Source organism: Clostridium perfringens (assembly GCF_016027375.1).
GTDB classification, from domain to species: Bacteria; Bacillota; Clostridia; order Clostridiales; family Clostridiaceae; genus Sarcina; species Sarcina perfringens.
In genome coordinates this window covers 3,029,250-3,044,176 of sequence record NZ_CP065681.1, presented here as the reverse complement: position 1 = coordinate 3,044,176, position 14,927 = coordinate 3,029,250, and the positions used below count along the sequence as shown (strand labels likewise).

The following is a 14,927-nucleotide window of genomic DNA, read 5'->3' as shown; positions in this document are numbered from 1 at the left end:
TAAATTTAATTAAGGGAGTTTTGTGTAAAAACAAAACTCCCTATTTTTTTAGTTATTAAATTTTAGAGAAATTTGCAAATATTATATAGAAGTTTTAAAATCTCATAGCGAAGTTTGTAAATCTTATATAAAAGTTTGTATGAAAAGAAAGTATTTTACGAGCTTAGTATATCTTCTACATTTTAAATTCTCTTTTAAATTAAAATTTGAAATTGGAATTCTTCTTTTGGAAGTGTTGTTAGGACTAAATTTAAAATTGGACCTTTAACTTTAATATTATTTTCTTCAATATAGGATTTTAATTTAAAAATAGCTTTATCACGTTCATTTTCTTTATATGAAAGGCATAAATAGTTACCACTAGGTATAATGAAATTATGTATATTTTCATAATCTTTTAGAAGCATATAAACCTCTGTATTATTATTTTCTAGGTCTTCTAAGCTATGTAAATATAGCCCTTTTTCTAGAGAACGAGGAGGTTCTAAAGTATTTATCTCTGATTTAAACTTTGAAAATACTTGCTCTCTATGGGAAACAACAAAATTTATATTTCTATTTAGGCTTTTCTTTACTACATATCTTTCATTAATATACTTTTTATGAATATAATTTATGTTGCTTAGTTTAAAGTTACATTCAAAGGTATGCTTAATTTCACTTATATCTTCTTTTATCATATTTAAACTTTCAATTTCCTTTTCAATATCCCTTATTTTAAGTTCAAGAAATTTCACAAATTCCTGAGAATCTATATTTTTATTTAGTATTAAATCAATTTCTTTTAAGGGAGTACCAATTTTTCTAAGATATTTTATAATCCTTAATTTTCTAAATTTATTTTCTGAATAATATCTATATCCACTATTAGGATCAATATAAGAAGGTTTTAATAATCCTATTTTGTCATAGTTTCTTAGTCTATCTATGGACAAACCAGTAATTTTTGAAACTTCACCAATTGAAAAATATTTATTCATTAAAATAATCGCTCACTTTCTAAAAAAGACTTTACTCTAGTATTATACTAGACTTTATAATACTTATTATTATAAATTTTATTAATTAAAGATAAGAAGAGTGAAAATTACAATGACAATTAAACAAATGAATATAAAAATATTTAAACTACCTTTAATATTTGCAGTTTTATCTGTAGTATTAATGGGATTATACAAAACAATATTTGGAGTGGAAAACACTATTATAGGATTAATAATAGCAATGGCGTCCTATGCTTTTCTAAGATTAGATTTAACTTCATATCCAATTTATAAGTCTATGATATTTCTCATATTAAATTTATTTTTGGCCATAAGTGCCTATATATCCGCCATAAATCCATTTGTTGGATTAATAATAAACTTTTTAATACTTTTTACAGTATCATTTATATATACAACGGAATTTAAAAATGTTATTTCCTATATCTTTCTATTATTATATGTGTATATGTGGGAATATCCTATTAGTTTGGATGAATTGCCAAGAAGGTTAGTGGCTATGAGGGTAGGTGTTTTCATTATTATTGGAATTCACATATTATTTAATAGAAGAAATTTCAAAAAGAATTCAAATAATATAATCATAAGATCTATAAGAAATATTCAGAAGGAAATCTGTCATATAATAAATGAAAGCTATAGGGAAAAGGAAAATATCTATATAGATAGCGAATTAAGAAAATTATTAATTTTGATTGAAGGAAGAAATAATAATAAATTTATAGAAAATCATAAGGATGATATTTATTTTAATATTGTACTTATATTAGAAAGAATAAATTCAATAATCAATAAAGTTGGCAAAATTAATAATAAATCTAAAGACGTAATAGACTATTTAAATAGTTTAAATCATGATTTAGAAAACATAACTTTATTTTTAGAAAGAAAAGTGGATTGTATTAATGAGGAGAAGGATGATTTAAATAAGGATTCTACCATAAATAATTGGACTGAGAAAGAATATGCTTTTTTAGGGGAATGCACTGAACTTATAAGACTTTTAGAGAAAAATATAAATAATTTATATGAATATAATAGGAAGAAATCAAGGAAGAGAATTAAAGTAAAATTTAATCTTAAGGAGCTACTAATAGGAAATAGTTCTTTAAAAATGAAACATTTAAGGGTAGCTTATTCTTTAAAACTAGCAATAGCAGTTTCTCTAATAATGTTTATAGTAGATTTATTTAAAATACCTCAGGGAAGATGGATTGTTACCAGCGTTTATGTGGTTATACAGCCCTATGAAGAAGAAACCTTAACAAAAGCAATAAAAAGATTCAAAGGGACAATAATAGGAGTGATAATTTACATTTCTATATTTACATTTTTCCCGCATATTATTCCTTTAGAATTACTTCTATTAATATTAATGTTTCTTTACTTTGTCCAAAAGGATTATGAGAAAAAGGTTGTATGCACAGCACTTATGACTCTAAGCTTTGGATTATCTAGAAGTACAGTTGGATACTTAGCCTTTTATAGATTTTTATTTGTAATAATAGGAATAGTAATAGCTTTAGGAATTAACAAGATTATTTTCCCACAGAGCATAAAAAATTCTATATATGATTTAAAGGAAAGGTATTTAGAATTAACAAGTAAACTTCTTTATGAGTTAAAAAGCATATTATATGAAGAGAAATATAATGAAAATACAATTAAACTTCTATTAGATTGTAACCTTATTGAGTGTAAGTTAATGGAAAATAAATTAATTGCTGAAAATTTAGAGCTTAAAGATTTAGTGTATAAACAGAGCATAATTTTAAGCAAGATAAGATGTCTTATATTATTTATAAATTACTCAAATTGGGGAATTTCATCAAAACACATTAATGTAGATAAAAATTTATTAAATGTAATTTTCAATAAAATAGAGGAAGAACTAAGGGAGATTTATTAAGAATAAAAAAGTATATAAAAATCAGTTTACCTAAAATTTTAGAAGTTAAAAATAAGTCCTTTTAAGATTACTAACTAAAATCAAAAAATATTAAGAAACTCTTTAGAAAATCTTTAGATTTATCTGAGGAGTTTCTTTATTTTTAAAGTTTATTATAAGAGTGTAGCAAATGAGAAGAAAGCAATTAACAATTTAGATAATAGAAATTCCCTTGAAAATTAAGTTAGATTAGGAGGGGAAGTTAAAATCAAAAATTAATAAAAATATAGATTAAATAAAATTTTAAAATTGAAAGGTAAGGGGTATGGATTTTGGAACTATAACAAACTATTTTTCAGAGTACGGGCTTTTATTTTTATTTGTGATTATTCTTTTAGAATATATGAATTTACCGGGGCTTCCTGCAGGAATAATAATGCCCGCAGTTGGAGTTTTAGTTTCTAAAAGTGAAATGAGTCTTATAACAGCACTTTTGGTATCTGTAATAGCAGGTCTAATAGGAAGTTGGATACTTTATTGCATAGGAAGATTTGGAGGAGAATTAATTCTTAAAAAATATCTAAATAAATTTCCAAGTCACGAAAGCTTTGTAAATAGCAAAATTGATTATTTAAGAGAAAAGGGTTATACAGGAATTTTAATAAGCAAACTAATTCCAATGGCTAGGACAGTAATATCAATACCAGCAGGAGTTTTGAAATTAAATTTTCTTAAGTATAGTGTTTATGCAACTTTAGGCATTTTTATATGGAATACAGTTTTAATATCATCAGGATATTTCTTGGGAGAGGAATTATTAAAATTTTTAGGATAGAAATTGGAGGTGTTTTTGAAAATCTATAAATAGAATAAAGGCTAGGGGGATAATTAAATTGAAGGCAGTAGTTAAGCGCGTTTACAATGGATATTTAAACTTTGTACTAAAGACAAGTACAGTAAGTTTTGAAAATTTTTATGAGATAGATGATGAGATTATAGATAATTGTATTTTAGGGTTTTGGCAGGAAAATAGTTATTCTATGAATCTTCTATTAAAAAAATTAAATAGATATTATAAAGTTAAAAAAAATCAAGACTTAGATGTAAATGTAGTGATTGCGGATGACTCTAGAGGGGAGTATATAGAATATATTCTTAATTCTTATGGAGCCAATGCTCTTAAGATGCCAGATGATGTTCATAAGAAAGAATTTATTAAGGAATTAAGAGAAAAAAGCAAGGAAGATTCCTTAGTGGCTTTAGCTTTAGATGGTCCAGTAGGTCCATTACACGAGCCAAAGAAAATAGCATTTTCCTTGGCCCAATATTCAAATAAACCTTTTGTAGGAATAAAGGTTGAACATTCAAAGAAGTTAAAATTTAAAAATAAAAATGATAACTATGGCATACCACTTCCTTTTACAAAAATACAGTTTTCAGCAGATGTTTTTGGAAATATAGATAATGATGTATTAACAAACTTTAAAGAATATAAGGAAATAGTTAAGGAAAGGCTATGTTTCTAACAGTGAAAAAGCTTTCTATGATATTATTATATTGAAATTATTGGATAAATTATAATGTTAAAGAAAAATTCTAGTTTAAATTTATGAAATTATGTAGTGCTTATCAAAGTGTTAAAATCAATACTAATTAAATTAAGATTAAAATTTAAAAAGCACACAGATAAAGTTAAGCTAGATATTTATATGCATCTAATAAAAATATAGTAATAAAAAAGGGAGTAATAAAGAGATGGAAAAGTATAATATTTTAGTTGTTGAAGACGAAAAGGAAATAGCAGAGGCTATTGAAATATATCTAAAAAATCAAGGGTACAATGTATTTAAAGGAAGTAATGGTTTAGAAGGATTAGAAATAGTTGAAAAAGAAGAGATTCATCTAGCTGTTGTTGACATAATGATGCCTAAAATGGATGGGGCAACAATGGTAATGAAAATTAGAGAAAGTTATGACTTTCCTATAATAATGTTATCAGCAAAATCAGAGGATATGGATAAAATTTTAGGACTTAATATTGGAGCTGATGATTATGTGACAAAACCATTTAATCCATTAGAGCTTCTTGCAAGGGTTAATTCTCAATTAAGAAGATATTCTAAATACTTAAACATGGTAAAGAAGGATGAGAAGAAAACAAATTCTTATACCATAGGTGGATTAGAAGTTAATAGTGATAGAAAAGAAGTAATATTAGATGGAGAGATAATAAGAGTAACTCCTATAGAATTTAAGATACTTCAATTACTTATTAAAAGTCCAGGAAGAGTTTTTTCGGCAGAGGAAATATATGAAAGAGTATGGAATGAAAATGCAGTAAACACAGACACTGTAATGGTCCATGTAAGAAATATAAGAGAAAAAATAGAGATAGATCCAAAAAATCCAAAATATTTAAAGGTGGTGTGGGGAGTTGGCTATAAAATCGAAAAGCAATAAGGAGAACTTACAAGTTAATAAAGAAAATAGAACTAATAAAACAAATTGGATTCTTACAATAATAACCTTAACGTTAATAGGAATTATATCTATATGTTTATTATTATCATATCCTATAATAAAGAAAAATGCTCCAAACTATATTACAAGTTATAGTTTACTTGATAATTATAATTTTAGAGAAAAAATAATAAATACAAACTATGGAATTTACTATGATTATTTAGAGAAAAAAGCTGAGGAAAATGATAAAGAACTAAATCCTATAGAGGATTTATTCACTTTAAAAAGGGAAAATATATCTAATAGTGAAGAGAGTCCAGAATATAACTTAAATGAAGATAAGAGAGAGTTAAATTCCCATATTAAAGAACTTATAAATAAAGTACATTCTTTAGGAAACTTAAGAGTATATGCTATGGATGAAGAGGGGAATACAGTATATGAAACCAAAGGAGATCAAAAGTGGTTGCTTGAAGCCTTAGCAAAGGGTTCATATATTGAAAATGGTGATTTAGAAAATTATTATAGATTTTATATGGTACTTAAGTATAACAATAGAGGCAAGGTTTCTTTAGAAAAAATTTATGGGGAGGACAGCCCAAGGGTAAGCAATTTATTATTAGATATGGATTCACAGTATTTTGCATATCACAATGAGTATGAAGCAAAACCAATAGAAAATATGACCTATGTGTATGCAGTACCAAAAACTTTAGAATATCAAGATAACTTATATTATAGTGAAATGAATCATAAGATTATGGCACTTGGGAGTGCTAGCGCTCCTTTCATCATGATTGGAATAATAGTTACTTGTTTACTTGCCTTACTTATTCCATTTAAATATACAAGAGAGGTTTTAGGTTTTAATAAGTTTTTAAAGATTCCTTTTGAGATTAACTTTATAATAGCTTCAATTATGCTAGCATTCACAATTGAAAGTGGAAGACTTATAATAATTCCAACACTTCAAGGAGGATTAAGTGAAGCTCTAAAAATGACTAGCTTACCACATTTAGATATAGTTACTAATATAATTAATGTGCTTTATTGGATGATCATATATGGCTTTGTATTCTTTGAAGTAATCTATGTAAAATATATTTTTAATATTGGATTTAAAAATTATATAAGAAAGCATTTATTAGTTTATAAAGTAAAAGACGTTATATTTTTTATATTAAGAAAATTCATAAACTATATTAAAGGAATAGATTTAAATAAGAATAGTGATAAGGTTCTTTTAATAATTTTAGGAATAAACTTTGTCATTGTCTCAATCCTTTGTTCAGTTTGGTTCTTTGGAATATTTGGAGTAGTAATATATTCAGGAATTTTATTCTACTTTGGTAGAAAATATATAGATAAGTGGAAAAAGGACTATAACAAAATTTTAGAAAAGACCAAGGAAATATCAAATGGAAACTTAGACTCTAAGGATGATGAGGATTGTGGCTTCTTTAATCCAATGAGAGATGAATTAAATAATATTCAAAAGGGGTTCAAGGCAGCAGTTGAAGAAGAAGTTAAGAGCCAAAGAATGAAAACAGAGCTTATATCAAATGTTTCTCATGATTTAAAAACTCCATTAACATCAATAATTGCTTATGTTGATCTATTAAAAGGAGAAGAAGATGAGGAAAAAAGGAAAGCTTACTTAGAAACTTTAGAGAGAAAATCACAAAGGTTAAAACACTTAATAGAAGATTTATTTGAAGTAAGTAAAGCTACTACTGGAAATATTAATTTAAATATAATGGATGTGGACATTTCATATCTTATGAAACAAGTAGTTTTAGAATTAGATGATAAAATAAATGAAGTTGGTTTAGATATGAGACTTTCATTGCCAGAGGAAAAAGTAATCTTACCACTAGATGGACAAAGAACTTACAGAGTATTCGAAAATTTAATAATTAATGTGGTGAAATACGCTCTTCCTAATTCAAGGGTGTATATAGATATTAAAGAGGGAAGAGAAAATATTGATGTTATCATAAAAAACATTTCAGCAGATGAAATAACATTTAATATTAATGAAATTTCAGATAGGTTTGTAAGAGGAGATAAATCTCGTAACACAGAGGGTTCAGGATTAGGTCTTGCAATAGTTAAGAGCTTCGTTGAACTTCAAGGTGGAAAATTCCATATAGAAGTAGATGGTGATTTATTCAAAGCCATAATAAGCTTTAAGAAAAAGTAGTTTAAAGAGTTACACATATTTAATTAATTTCATAGGGGATTTTTACAGGGGGCTTTGATTAATTTTAATTTTTCATTGTTCCCTGTTTTGTTCAATCTAAAGTTCCTCGTAAAGTTCCATGTAAAATATAAAATTTTAGGTGTAACAAAATGACTTTTTAATTTCATTGTGTTACACCTTTTGTTACCATTCAAATTGATTTTAATTGAAATCTTTTTTATCAAAATAATTTAAAAATTTTATAAAATCTATAATTTTATAAATAGCTGAAAATAATAAATAAATTAATCCAATAAATTTAAATTTAGCACTTTTAATAATAAATATAGAAATTAAAAAAACAGGAATAAGCTTTGATAAAAAATAAAAGTAAAAATTATATTTTTTATAATCTTCATTGAATTTAATATTATTAATTTTAAAAAATATAAAGTTTAAAGATATAAATAATCCAATAGAAAGAAAATAATCTATTGCTATAAATGAGATAAATGTAAATATGTTTTTCATAGTTTTTATTTATAAGAAAAATGAATCTATTATATCAATAATTAAATCAGCTACACGAGGATTAAATCCAACAGAAACCATAACTTTTCTCATATCTGATTCATTTAAATTATATTTAAGTGAAATATCTGAAATGATTTTTTTTGAAATTGCACTGCTATTTAAATTCTTAAGTGTCTTAGCAGAAGTAATTGTTGGTGCTATAGCACTAGTAGAAACAGTTAAAGTTAAAGCTAAAATAGATAATTTAGAAACTAATTTTTTATTCATCTTTTATTCCCTCCCAAATTCCATTATATATACAAGTAAATTATAAAAATTAAATAAAAAAAGTTAAATATCAGATGCAAAACTGGTTAAATTTTAAACATAAATGGGTGAAAAAATAGGACTAAAAATATTTTGGGTCTTATTTTTATTAATTAAAATTTGAATTTTTATCTAAATTATGAGTTGTTTCTAACCCTCTAAATAATCTATTTTTATATAATAGTTTGGTGTAAGTTGTAAAAAAGTTTTTTAAAGACACTAGATATATTAATAAAGTAAGAAAGAAGGATTCAAAGTAATAAAAAAATGCTTTGAACTCTAATTTTTTACCTAAAAAACTTATTTCACTAAAATTTATAAATGTGGTATAATGCTCGACAGAAGAAATGACTAGATGGAAAAGAGGAATAGAGAGAATGATAAAAAGTATAAAAAAGAATTTAAAACCTAAGATTCTTATAAGTAATTTAATCTTGATAATTGGTATAGTTATCTTTGTTACTTTATATGGAGCTGTCTTTGGAAGTGCTAATAGTCTTATAGGGGTATGCGCCATAACTGCAATGCTTATGTTTGTAGATGTTCATTTAAGTTTGAAATTAAATGAGGCTATTATAACTACAGTATTATCCTTTGTTCTTATGGGAGTTTCAAGTCAAATAGCTTCAATAAATCCATTTTTAGGATTTGTAGTAAATTTCATAAGCATATTTGTAGTTTCATATTTAGTTACTAATGCTATGGAAACAAAGGCATATTTACCTTTTATACTTTGTTATGTATTTATAGAAGGAACTCCTATTACATGGAGTGAATTGCCAAGAAGACTTATAGCATTATTTGTTGGAGGAGCATTAATAGCTTTAGTTTATTATTTCAGTCATAGAAAAAAAGATGACTCTGATCATATGAATATAAGTGAAATGATAAAAACTATGAATAAAAATACCCTTCAATTTAACTTTTCACTAAGAATGGCACTGGCTGTATCCATAGCTATGTTACTTGGAAGCATACTTGGTTTTCAAAAATCAATGTGGATAAGCATTACTGCAATGTCAATAACTCAACCACATTTTGATGATACTAAGACTAGGGTTAAGGAAAGATTTTTTGGTACTTTAATAGGATCAGCAATATTTGTATTAATATTTGTTTATCTTGTACCACAACAGTTTAGTAGTATAGTTTTACTTATTCTAAGTTATATTTACACATTCATCAAGGAATATAAAATAAAGATGATATTCATAACCATGAGTTCTTTAGGGGCTGCAATGATTTTATTCCAACCAGGAGTTTCAGTACCTATGAGAATAGCTTTTATAGTAATGGGAATAGGTATAGCTTTAGTAGTAAATAAAGTTATCTATGGAAGATTAAAATTAGAGGAAAGCAATGAAGAATTAGATGAGACTATTAAAGATATAGATAAAGTAAATGATGAATTTTAGAGTAAATATACTATGTTATAATTAGAGCTTTATAGAATCAATTAAAGAGTATAAAGTTTAACTTTAGAAGAAGTATATCGTATTGATTAAAGTATATAAAATTAGCTTTTAAGAAAAGCTTATTAAATATGATTAAGCTAAATATCCATAATAATTAAAAATATATATTAAATTATTAAGAGGCTTGTACCAAAGTTACTCCTTAATAAAATTTATAGATTCCTAAAGAGAGATAATATATCACTTTTTATATTTCAAAATAATATAGAAGGTTTTATATTAATTAGTTTAAGGAAGAGGTTTATAAGTTTTATAGTGAGTTTTGGTACAAGCCATTTTTTATTAGATTTTTAATAATATATATAAGATTTAAATAAGGTTTTAAATAATAACAATAGAGCTTTAAAAAAAGTTTTAGAGATATAGTTAAATGAAAAGGTTGAATTTAAAGGAAGTTATAATATTTTTTATATAATTTATAAATAAAAAATTTCTACAGTATTAAAGATTTAAACTAAATATAAACTTTATTTAAAAAGTCTAGTGTAATTTAAAAAATAAAATGAAAAAGTTAAATTTAAGTATAAACATGTTGTAAATTGTAAAACGAATTAAATTTACCTAAATATTATGATTTGATAATATGAAAATATATTTCAATAGGGAATAAAATATATGAAATAAAAATAAGATTAAGTGTATTTAAAAGGAAAGGTTATTAGAAAGCAAGATGTTTTCAATAAAATAATATTGATAGTAGGTGGAATTATGAGTTTATGTAAAGGAACAGTTAAAATTGGGAAAAAAAATCTTAAAAGGGGAACTAATAAGTATTTTTTTAAGAGATATTTAAAAAAGAACTATGAGTTTACAGTTTCAGAGTTTAAGGATAGAAATAAATTTGAACTTTTAGAACCTGTTAATGTAGAGGGGTTAGATTTTTTTGTTGATGTGGAGTTTAGGGGAATTAGACCAAAGGAAATAGATCTTAGAAGTATTGATAACTTAGAAAAATATCAATTTGAGAGATATGAACAGTGGGTTTCTAATAATTTAGGACTTTCCTTAGAAAATAGTAAGTGGAAAAACAGAAAGTTTAATTGGGGAAATTTAAATGTTAAGCTTTCAAAGACCGTAAAAGAGGATTTAGGCTGTATAACAATAAAACTTGTATATAAGTAATGCTTTTAGCACTATGATTTAAATTAATAATACTTATTTTATAAATAAATATAATAAAATGCTTTAAGTGTTATAAAAAAAAGTTAACAAAAAGTTCATAAATGTGAGTATTTGTTGAAAAAAGTCAAATGTATTATTTGTAAAAATGTGATTTTATAAGAAATAAGTAGAATTATTTGGGAATGAAAACTTTTTATTTTGAAAAAAATGTTATTTTTAAGAAGAAATAAGCTATATTTTTCAATATAACTAATTTACAAATAAAGTATATACAAATTTAAACATTTTTTTGAGAATTATTTTAATTATTTTTAAAAATGTAAAGGATATTTATTGAAAAATAATTCATTAAAATAGGAAAAAAAGAAAAAATAGAAATTACAGGGGGCTTTATGAAAGAAGGATTTTAGTATATTATAGTTAGGTGAGATTAATTTGTTAAAATAAAAAAACTAAATAGAGTAATAGGAGGGTTCATGGAAGAAAATACTATAAGCTTACAAGAAATTGCTTACGCTTTAAAGAAGAGATGGAAACTAATTGTACTAATAACTATAGCGGCTACCTTAGTTTCAGCAATATTAAGTTTTTTTGTTATAAAACCACAATATGAGGCAAAAACTAAGCTTTTCATTGGTAAGCAAGAAACAAGTCAAAATACAGCAAACTATGATAATAATGATATTATGATGTATCAAAAACTTATGAAGACTTATGCAGAGCTTGTGAAGACTTCAGACTTAGTTACTAAGGCAGTTAAAAATGCTAATTTAAATTACAATCAGAATGAAATAAAAGGGATTTTAAATAATCTTACTGCTAATCCAAGTGCTGATACTCAAATATTAGATTTAAGCTTTAAGGGAGGAAATCCTAAGGAAGTTTTAAAGGTAACAGAGGCCATAACAAATGAATTTATTTCAGAATCTAAGGAGCTTATTCCAAATGGAAATGTACAAGTTATACAAAAACCGCAACTTCCAGAACATCCAGTAAGTCCAAATAAGAAACTTAACATACTTATTGCTTTTGTTTTAGGATTTGTGGTTGGAGTAGCAGTAGTACTTATACTGGAATATTTAGATAATACATTTAAATCAAGAGAAGAACTGGAAAAAACTTTAGATTTACCTATAATAGGAGCTATTCCAGATTACAATAATATGGAGAAATAAGGGGGACAGTAGATGCTAATATTAGAAAACAATCCGAAATCAGTGGCAGCTGAAAGTTATAGAACCTTAAGAACAAACATACAATACTCTTCCTTTGATAATCCAGTAAAATCTATTGTTATTACTAGCTCTGAGCCTGGAGAAGGAAAGTCAACAACAAGTGCTAACTTAGCTCTTTCTTTTGCGCAAGATGGAAAAAAAGTAATTCTTATAGATTGTGATTTAAGAAAACCAATTTTACATAAAGAATTTCAAATTAGTAATTCTAGAGGATTATCAGAATTTTTAATTGGAAATGTTGAATTTTCTAAGGTGGTTTATAAACATGAATCAGGACTTCATGTACTACCTTCAGGATTAGTTCCTCCAAATCCAGCTGAGATGTTAGCTTCAAGAGCTATGGAGCATCTTTTAACTCAATTAGAAGAAAAGTATGATTACATAATATTAGATACTCATCCAGTTAATGCAGTAACAGATTCAAAAATACTTTCAACAAAGGTTGATGGAACAATACTTGTTGTAAAGTATGGATATACAAAGAAGGATGCTGTAATAGAAGCTGTAAAGGGACTAAGAGCAGTTAAGGCTAATATAATAGGAACTGTATTTAATGGAGAGGAAAATCAAAGGGGAAAATACTATCACTATTATAAGAAAGATTAATATTTAAAATAAAACAACTTAACACTCCTAAAAAAGGAGTGTAAGTTGTCAATTTTGATGTAAAAAAACTGAAAAAAAGTAATAATATTTTAAGAGTTAAAGTGTTTACTTTATATAGATAAAAATAATTAAAGTAGTTAGTTAAGAAAATAATTTGGTTAAGGGGGAGTTAAGGAACGTGTCCAAAATAAGTAAAGTAAAAGGAATTTTATTAGTACTAATAGATATACTCCTTATAAATATAGCTTATATTTTTAGTATGCTTGTTAGATTTGCCTTTAATGGACCAGTGTTAGGAGATATACCAGCAGAGCAATGGAGTTTATATTTAAGATGGATGCCTCTTATAGCAATAATATATGTTGTTCTATTTGCATTTTTTAAAATGTATAAAAGTCTTTGGAGTTTTGCAGGCTTAGATGAAGTAATGAAAGGCGTTGCAGCTTGCATAGCAGGATGTTTAATAAATGTTATTATTATGCTTTTCTTAAATCCTAGGATTCCTATGATGGTAACTTTATCAGCAGGAATATTAACAATGGTACTTACTATTGGATTTAGACTTTCCTTTAGAATGTACAGAAGGCTTGTAATCTATGGAACATTAAAGGGGATTGAATCACAAAAAAATGTTTTAATAGTTGGAGCAGGTTCTTGTGGTAGGTTAGTTATTAATGAAATGAAAAGAGAAACAGGAGCGGGATTTAAGCCTATAGGAGTTATAGATGATGATAGAAGTAAGCTTGGAACTTATATAAATGGAGTAAAAGTTTTAGGAAATAGAAATAATATAAAAAATATTGTTGAAAATAAAAAAGTTGATTTGATTTTAATAGCTATAGCATCAATAACTTCTGATGAAAAGAAAAAAATAATAGAAGCCTGCCATGAAACTAAGGTTAAAGTTAAAATAATGCCTGGAGTTTATGAAATGATAGGTGGTAAGGTTAACCTAACTAAAATGAGAGATGTTGACTTAAGAGATCTTTTAGGTAGAGAAGAGGTTAAGCTTAGCAAGGATGAAATAGCTAATTACATAAACAATAAAAGAGTTTTAGTAACTGGTGGAGGGGGATCTATTGGTTCAGAACTTTGTAGACAAATAGCTAATTTTAATCCAAAGGAATTAATGATTTTAGATATTTATGAAAATAATGCTTATGATTTAGAGATGGAATTAAATAGAACACATCCAGAACTTAAGAAGCAAGTAATCATAGCTTCAGTGAGGGATAAGGAAAAGTTAGATTCTATTTTTAGAAATTTTAAACCACAAGTAGTATTCCATGCAGCGGCTCATAAACATGTTCCTTTAATGGAGACAAGCCCTGGAGAGGCAATAAAAAACAATGCTGGTGGAACTTTAAATACTGCGGAGTGTGCAGATAAGTATGGGGTAGAAAAGTTTGTATTAATTTCTACAGATAAGGCTGTTAACCCAACTAATGTAATGGGAGCAACTAAGAGAATGTGTGAAATGATAATACAAGCTATAAATAAAAAAAGTAAAACAGAATTTGTGGCTGTTAGATTTGGAAATGTTCTTGGAAGTAATGGATCTGTAATTCCTTTATTTAAAAAGCAGATAGCAGAAGGTGGACCAATTACCTTAACTAATAAGTATATAACAAGATATTTTATGCTTATTCCTGAGGCGGCTCAGTTAGTTCTTCAAGCAGGTGCCTATGCTAAGGGAGGAGAAATATTTGTCTTAGATATGGGTAAACCAGTTAAAATATATGATTTAGCAAAGAATCTAATAAAGCTTTCAGGATATGAACCTTTTGAAGATATAGATATCAAAATAGTTGGATTAAGACCTGGAGAAAAGCTTTATGAAGAACTTCTTATGGATGAAGAAGGATTAACTGAAACAAAGCATGAGAAGATTTTTATAGGAAAACCTGGAGATTTTGATTTTGAGGATATAAAAACAAATATAGAAGAACTTATTAATATAAGTAGATTTGGAACAGGTGATGATATAAGAGATAAAATAGAAGAATTTGTTCCAACATACAATAGATTAGATAAAAAAGAAGTAAACAATGATTTTGAAGAAATAAAATCGAAAGCTGCTATAACCATAGTTTAAAATATAAGCTTATAGCA

12 protein-coding genes are annotated in these 14,927 nt (G+C 25.8%); 10 read left to right on the top strand and 2 right to left on the bottom strand.

Features of this window, described 5'->3' with window-relative positions; translation table 11 throughout:
• Positions 1-194: 194 nt before the first annotated feature.
• On the bottom strand, positions 195-980 hold the full coding sequence (locus I6G60_RS14110) for a MerR family transcriptional regulator (protein WP_003455350.1): 786 nt from the start codon (positions 978-980) through the stop codon (positions 195-197).
• 112 nt (positions 981-1,092) lie between these two features.
• Here I6G60_RS14110 and I6G60_RS14105 point away from each other — a divergent pair, with 112 nt between their 5' ends.
• The 5 genes from I6G60_RS14105 (at position 1,093) to I6G60_RS14085 (ending at position 7,558) form a co-directional block, all read left to right on the top strand.
• Positions 1,093-2,913, top strand: coding sequence for an FUSC family protein (locus I6G60_RS14105; protein WP_197925486.1), 1,821 nt, complete (start codon positions 1,093-1,095; stop codon positions 2,911-2,913).
• 304 nt (positions 2,914-3,217) lie between these two features.
• Positions 3,218-3,727: a DedA family protein gene (locus tag I6G60_RS14100; protein ID WP_003455400.1), complete on the top strand. Its 510-nt coding sequence runs from the start codon at positions 3,218-3,220 to the stop codon at positions 3,725-3,727.
• Positions 3,728-3,785: 58 nt separating this feature from the next.
• Positions 3,786-4,418, top strand: coding sequence for a lysophospholipid acyltransferase family protein (locus tag I6G60_RS14095; protein WP_197925484.1), 633 nt, complete (start codon positions 3,786-3,788; stop codon positions 4,416-4,418).
• A gap of 229 nt (positions 4,419-4,647) precedes the next feature.
• The gene (locus I6G60_RS14090) at positions 4,648-5,352 is read left to right on the top strand and encodes a response regulator transcription factor (protein ID WP_197925483.1); all 705 of its coding nucleotides are present in this window, start codon (positions 4,648-4,650) and stop codon (positions 5,350-5,352) included.
• Positions 5,327-7,558, top strand: a complete 2,232-nt coding sequence (locus I6G60_RS14085; protein ID WP_197925481.1) for a sensor histidine kinase — start codon at positions 5,327-5,329, stop codon at positions 7,556-7,558. Before I6G60_RS14090 ends, I6G60_RS14085 begins: the two co-directional genes overlap by 26 nt.
• 519 nt (positions 7,559-8,077) lie before the next feature.
• Here I6G60_RS14085 and I6G60_RS14080 read toward each other — a convergent pair.
• Positions 8,078-8,338, bottom strand: a complete 261-nt coding sequence (locus tag I6G60_RS14080; protein WP_197925479.1) for a hypothetical protein — start codon at positions 8,336-8,338, stop codon at positions 8,078-8,080.
• A gap of 416 nt (positions 8,339-8,754) precedes the next feature.
• Here I6G60_RS14080 and I6G60_RS14075 point away from each other — a divergent pair, with 416 nt between their 5' ends.
• The 5 genes from I6G60_RS14075 (at position 8,755) to I6G60_RS14055 (ending at position 14,910) form a co-directional block, all read left to right on the top strand.
• Positions 8,755-9,792 (top strand): FUSC family protein, encoded by a 1,038-nt coding sequence (locus I6G60_RS14075; protein WP_164788898.1) that lies wholly within the window; start codon positions 8,755-8,757, stop codon positions 9,790-9,792.
• Positions 9,793-10,560: 768 nt separating this feature from the next.
• Positions 10,561-10,974 (top strand): hypothetical protein, encoded by a 414-nt coding sequence (locus I6G60_RS14070; protein WP_197925477.1) that lies wholly within the window; start codon positions 10,561-10,563, stop codon positions 10,972-10,974.
• A gap of 476 nt (positions 10,975-11,450) precedes the next feature.
• Positions 11,451-12,149, top strand: coding sequence for a YveK family protein (locus I6G60_RS14065; RefSeq protein WP_197925475.1), 699 nt, complete (start codon positions 11,451-11,453; stop codon positions 12,147-12,149).
• 12 nt (positions 12,150-12,161) lie between these two features.
• Positions 12,162-12,815 carry a CpsD/CapB family tyrosine-protein kinase gene (locus I6G60_RS14060; RefSeq protein WP_197925473.1) on the top strand — a complete coding sequence of 218 codons (654 nt, stop codon included), beginning with the start codon at positions 12,162-12,164 and terminating at the stop codon, positions 12,813-12,815.
• A gap of 178 nt (positions 12,816-12,993) precedes the next feature.
• On the top strand, positions 12,994-14,910 hold the full coding sequence (locus tag I6G60_RS14055; RefSeq protein WP_197925471.1) for a polysaccharide biosynthesis protein: 1,917 nt from the start codon (positions 12,994-12,996) through the stop codon (positions 14,908-14,910).
• The last annotated feature ends 17 nt before the right edge of the window (positions 14,911-14,927 follow it).

Bases quoted from the DNA above. Each gene is read 5' to 3' on its own strand.
- I6G60_RS14080 (WP_197925479.1), bottom strand. From the start codon at position 8,338: ATGAATAAAAAATTAGTTTCTAAATTATCTATTTTAGCTTTAACTTTA.
- I6G60_RS14105 (WP_197925486.1), top strand. From the start codon at position 1,093: ATGACAATTAAACAAATGAATATAAAAATATTTAAACTACCTTTAATA.
- I6G60_RS14060 (WP_197925473.1), top strand. From the start codon at position 12,162: ATGCTAATATTAGAAAACAATCCGAAATCAGTGGCAGCTGAAAGTTAT.
- I6G60_RS14090 (WP_197925483.1), top strand. From the start codon at position 4,648: ATGGAAAAGTATAATATTTTAGTTGTTGAAGACGAAAAGGAAATAGCA.
- I6G60_RS14110 (WP_003455350.1), bottom strand. From the start codon at position 980: ATGAATAAATATTTTTCAATTGGTGAAGTTTCAAAAATTACTGGTTTG.
- I6G60_RS14100 (WP_003455400.1), top strand. From the start codon at position 3,218: ATGGATTTTGGAACTATAACAAACTATTTTTCAGAGTACGGGCTTTTA.
- I6G60_RS14065 (WP_197925475.1), top strand. From the start codon at position 11,451: ATGGAAGAAAATACTATAAGCTTACAAGAAATTGCTTACGCTTTAAAG.
- I6G60_RS14075 (WP_164788898.1), top strand. From the start codon at position 8,755: ATGATAAAAAGTATAAAAAAGAATTTAAAACCTAAGATTCTTATAAGT.
- I6G60_RS14070 (WP_197925477.1), top strand. From the start codon at position 10,561: ATGAGTTTATGTAAAGGAACAGTTAAAATTGGGAAAAAAAATCTTAAA.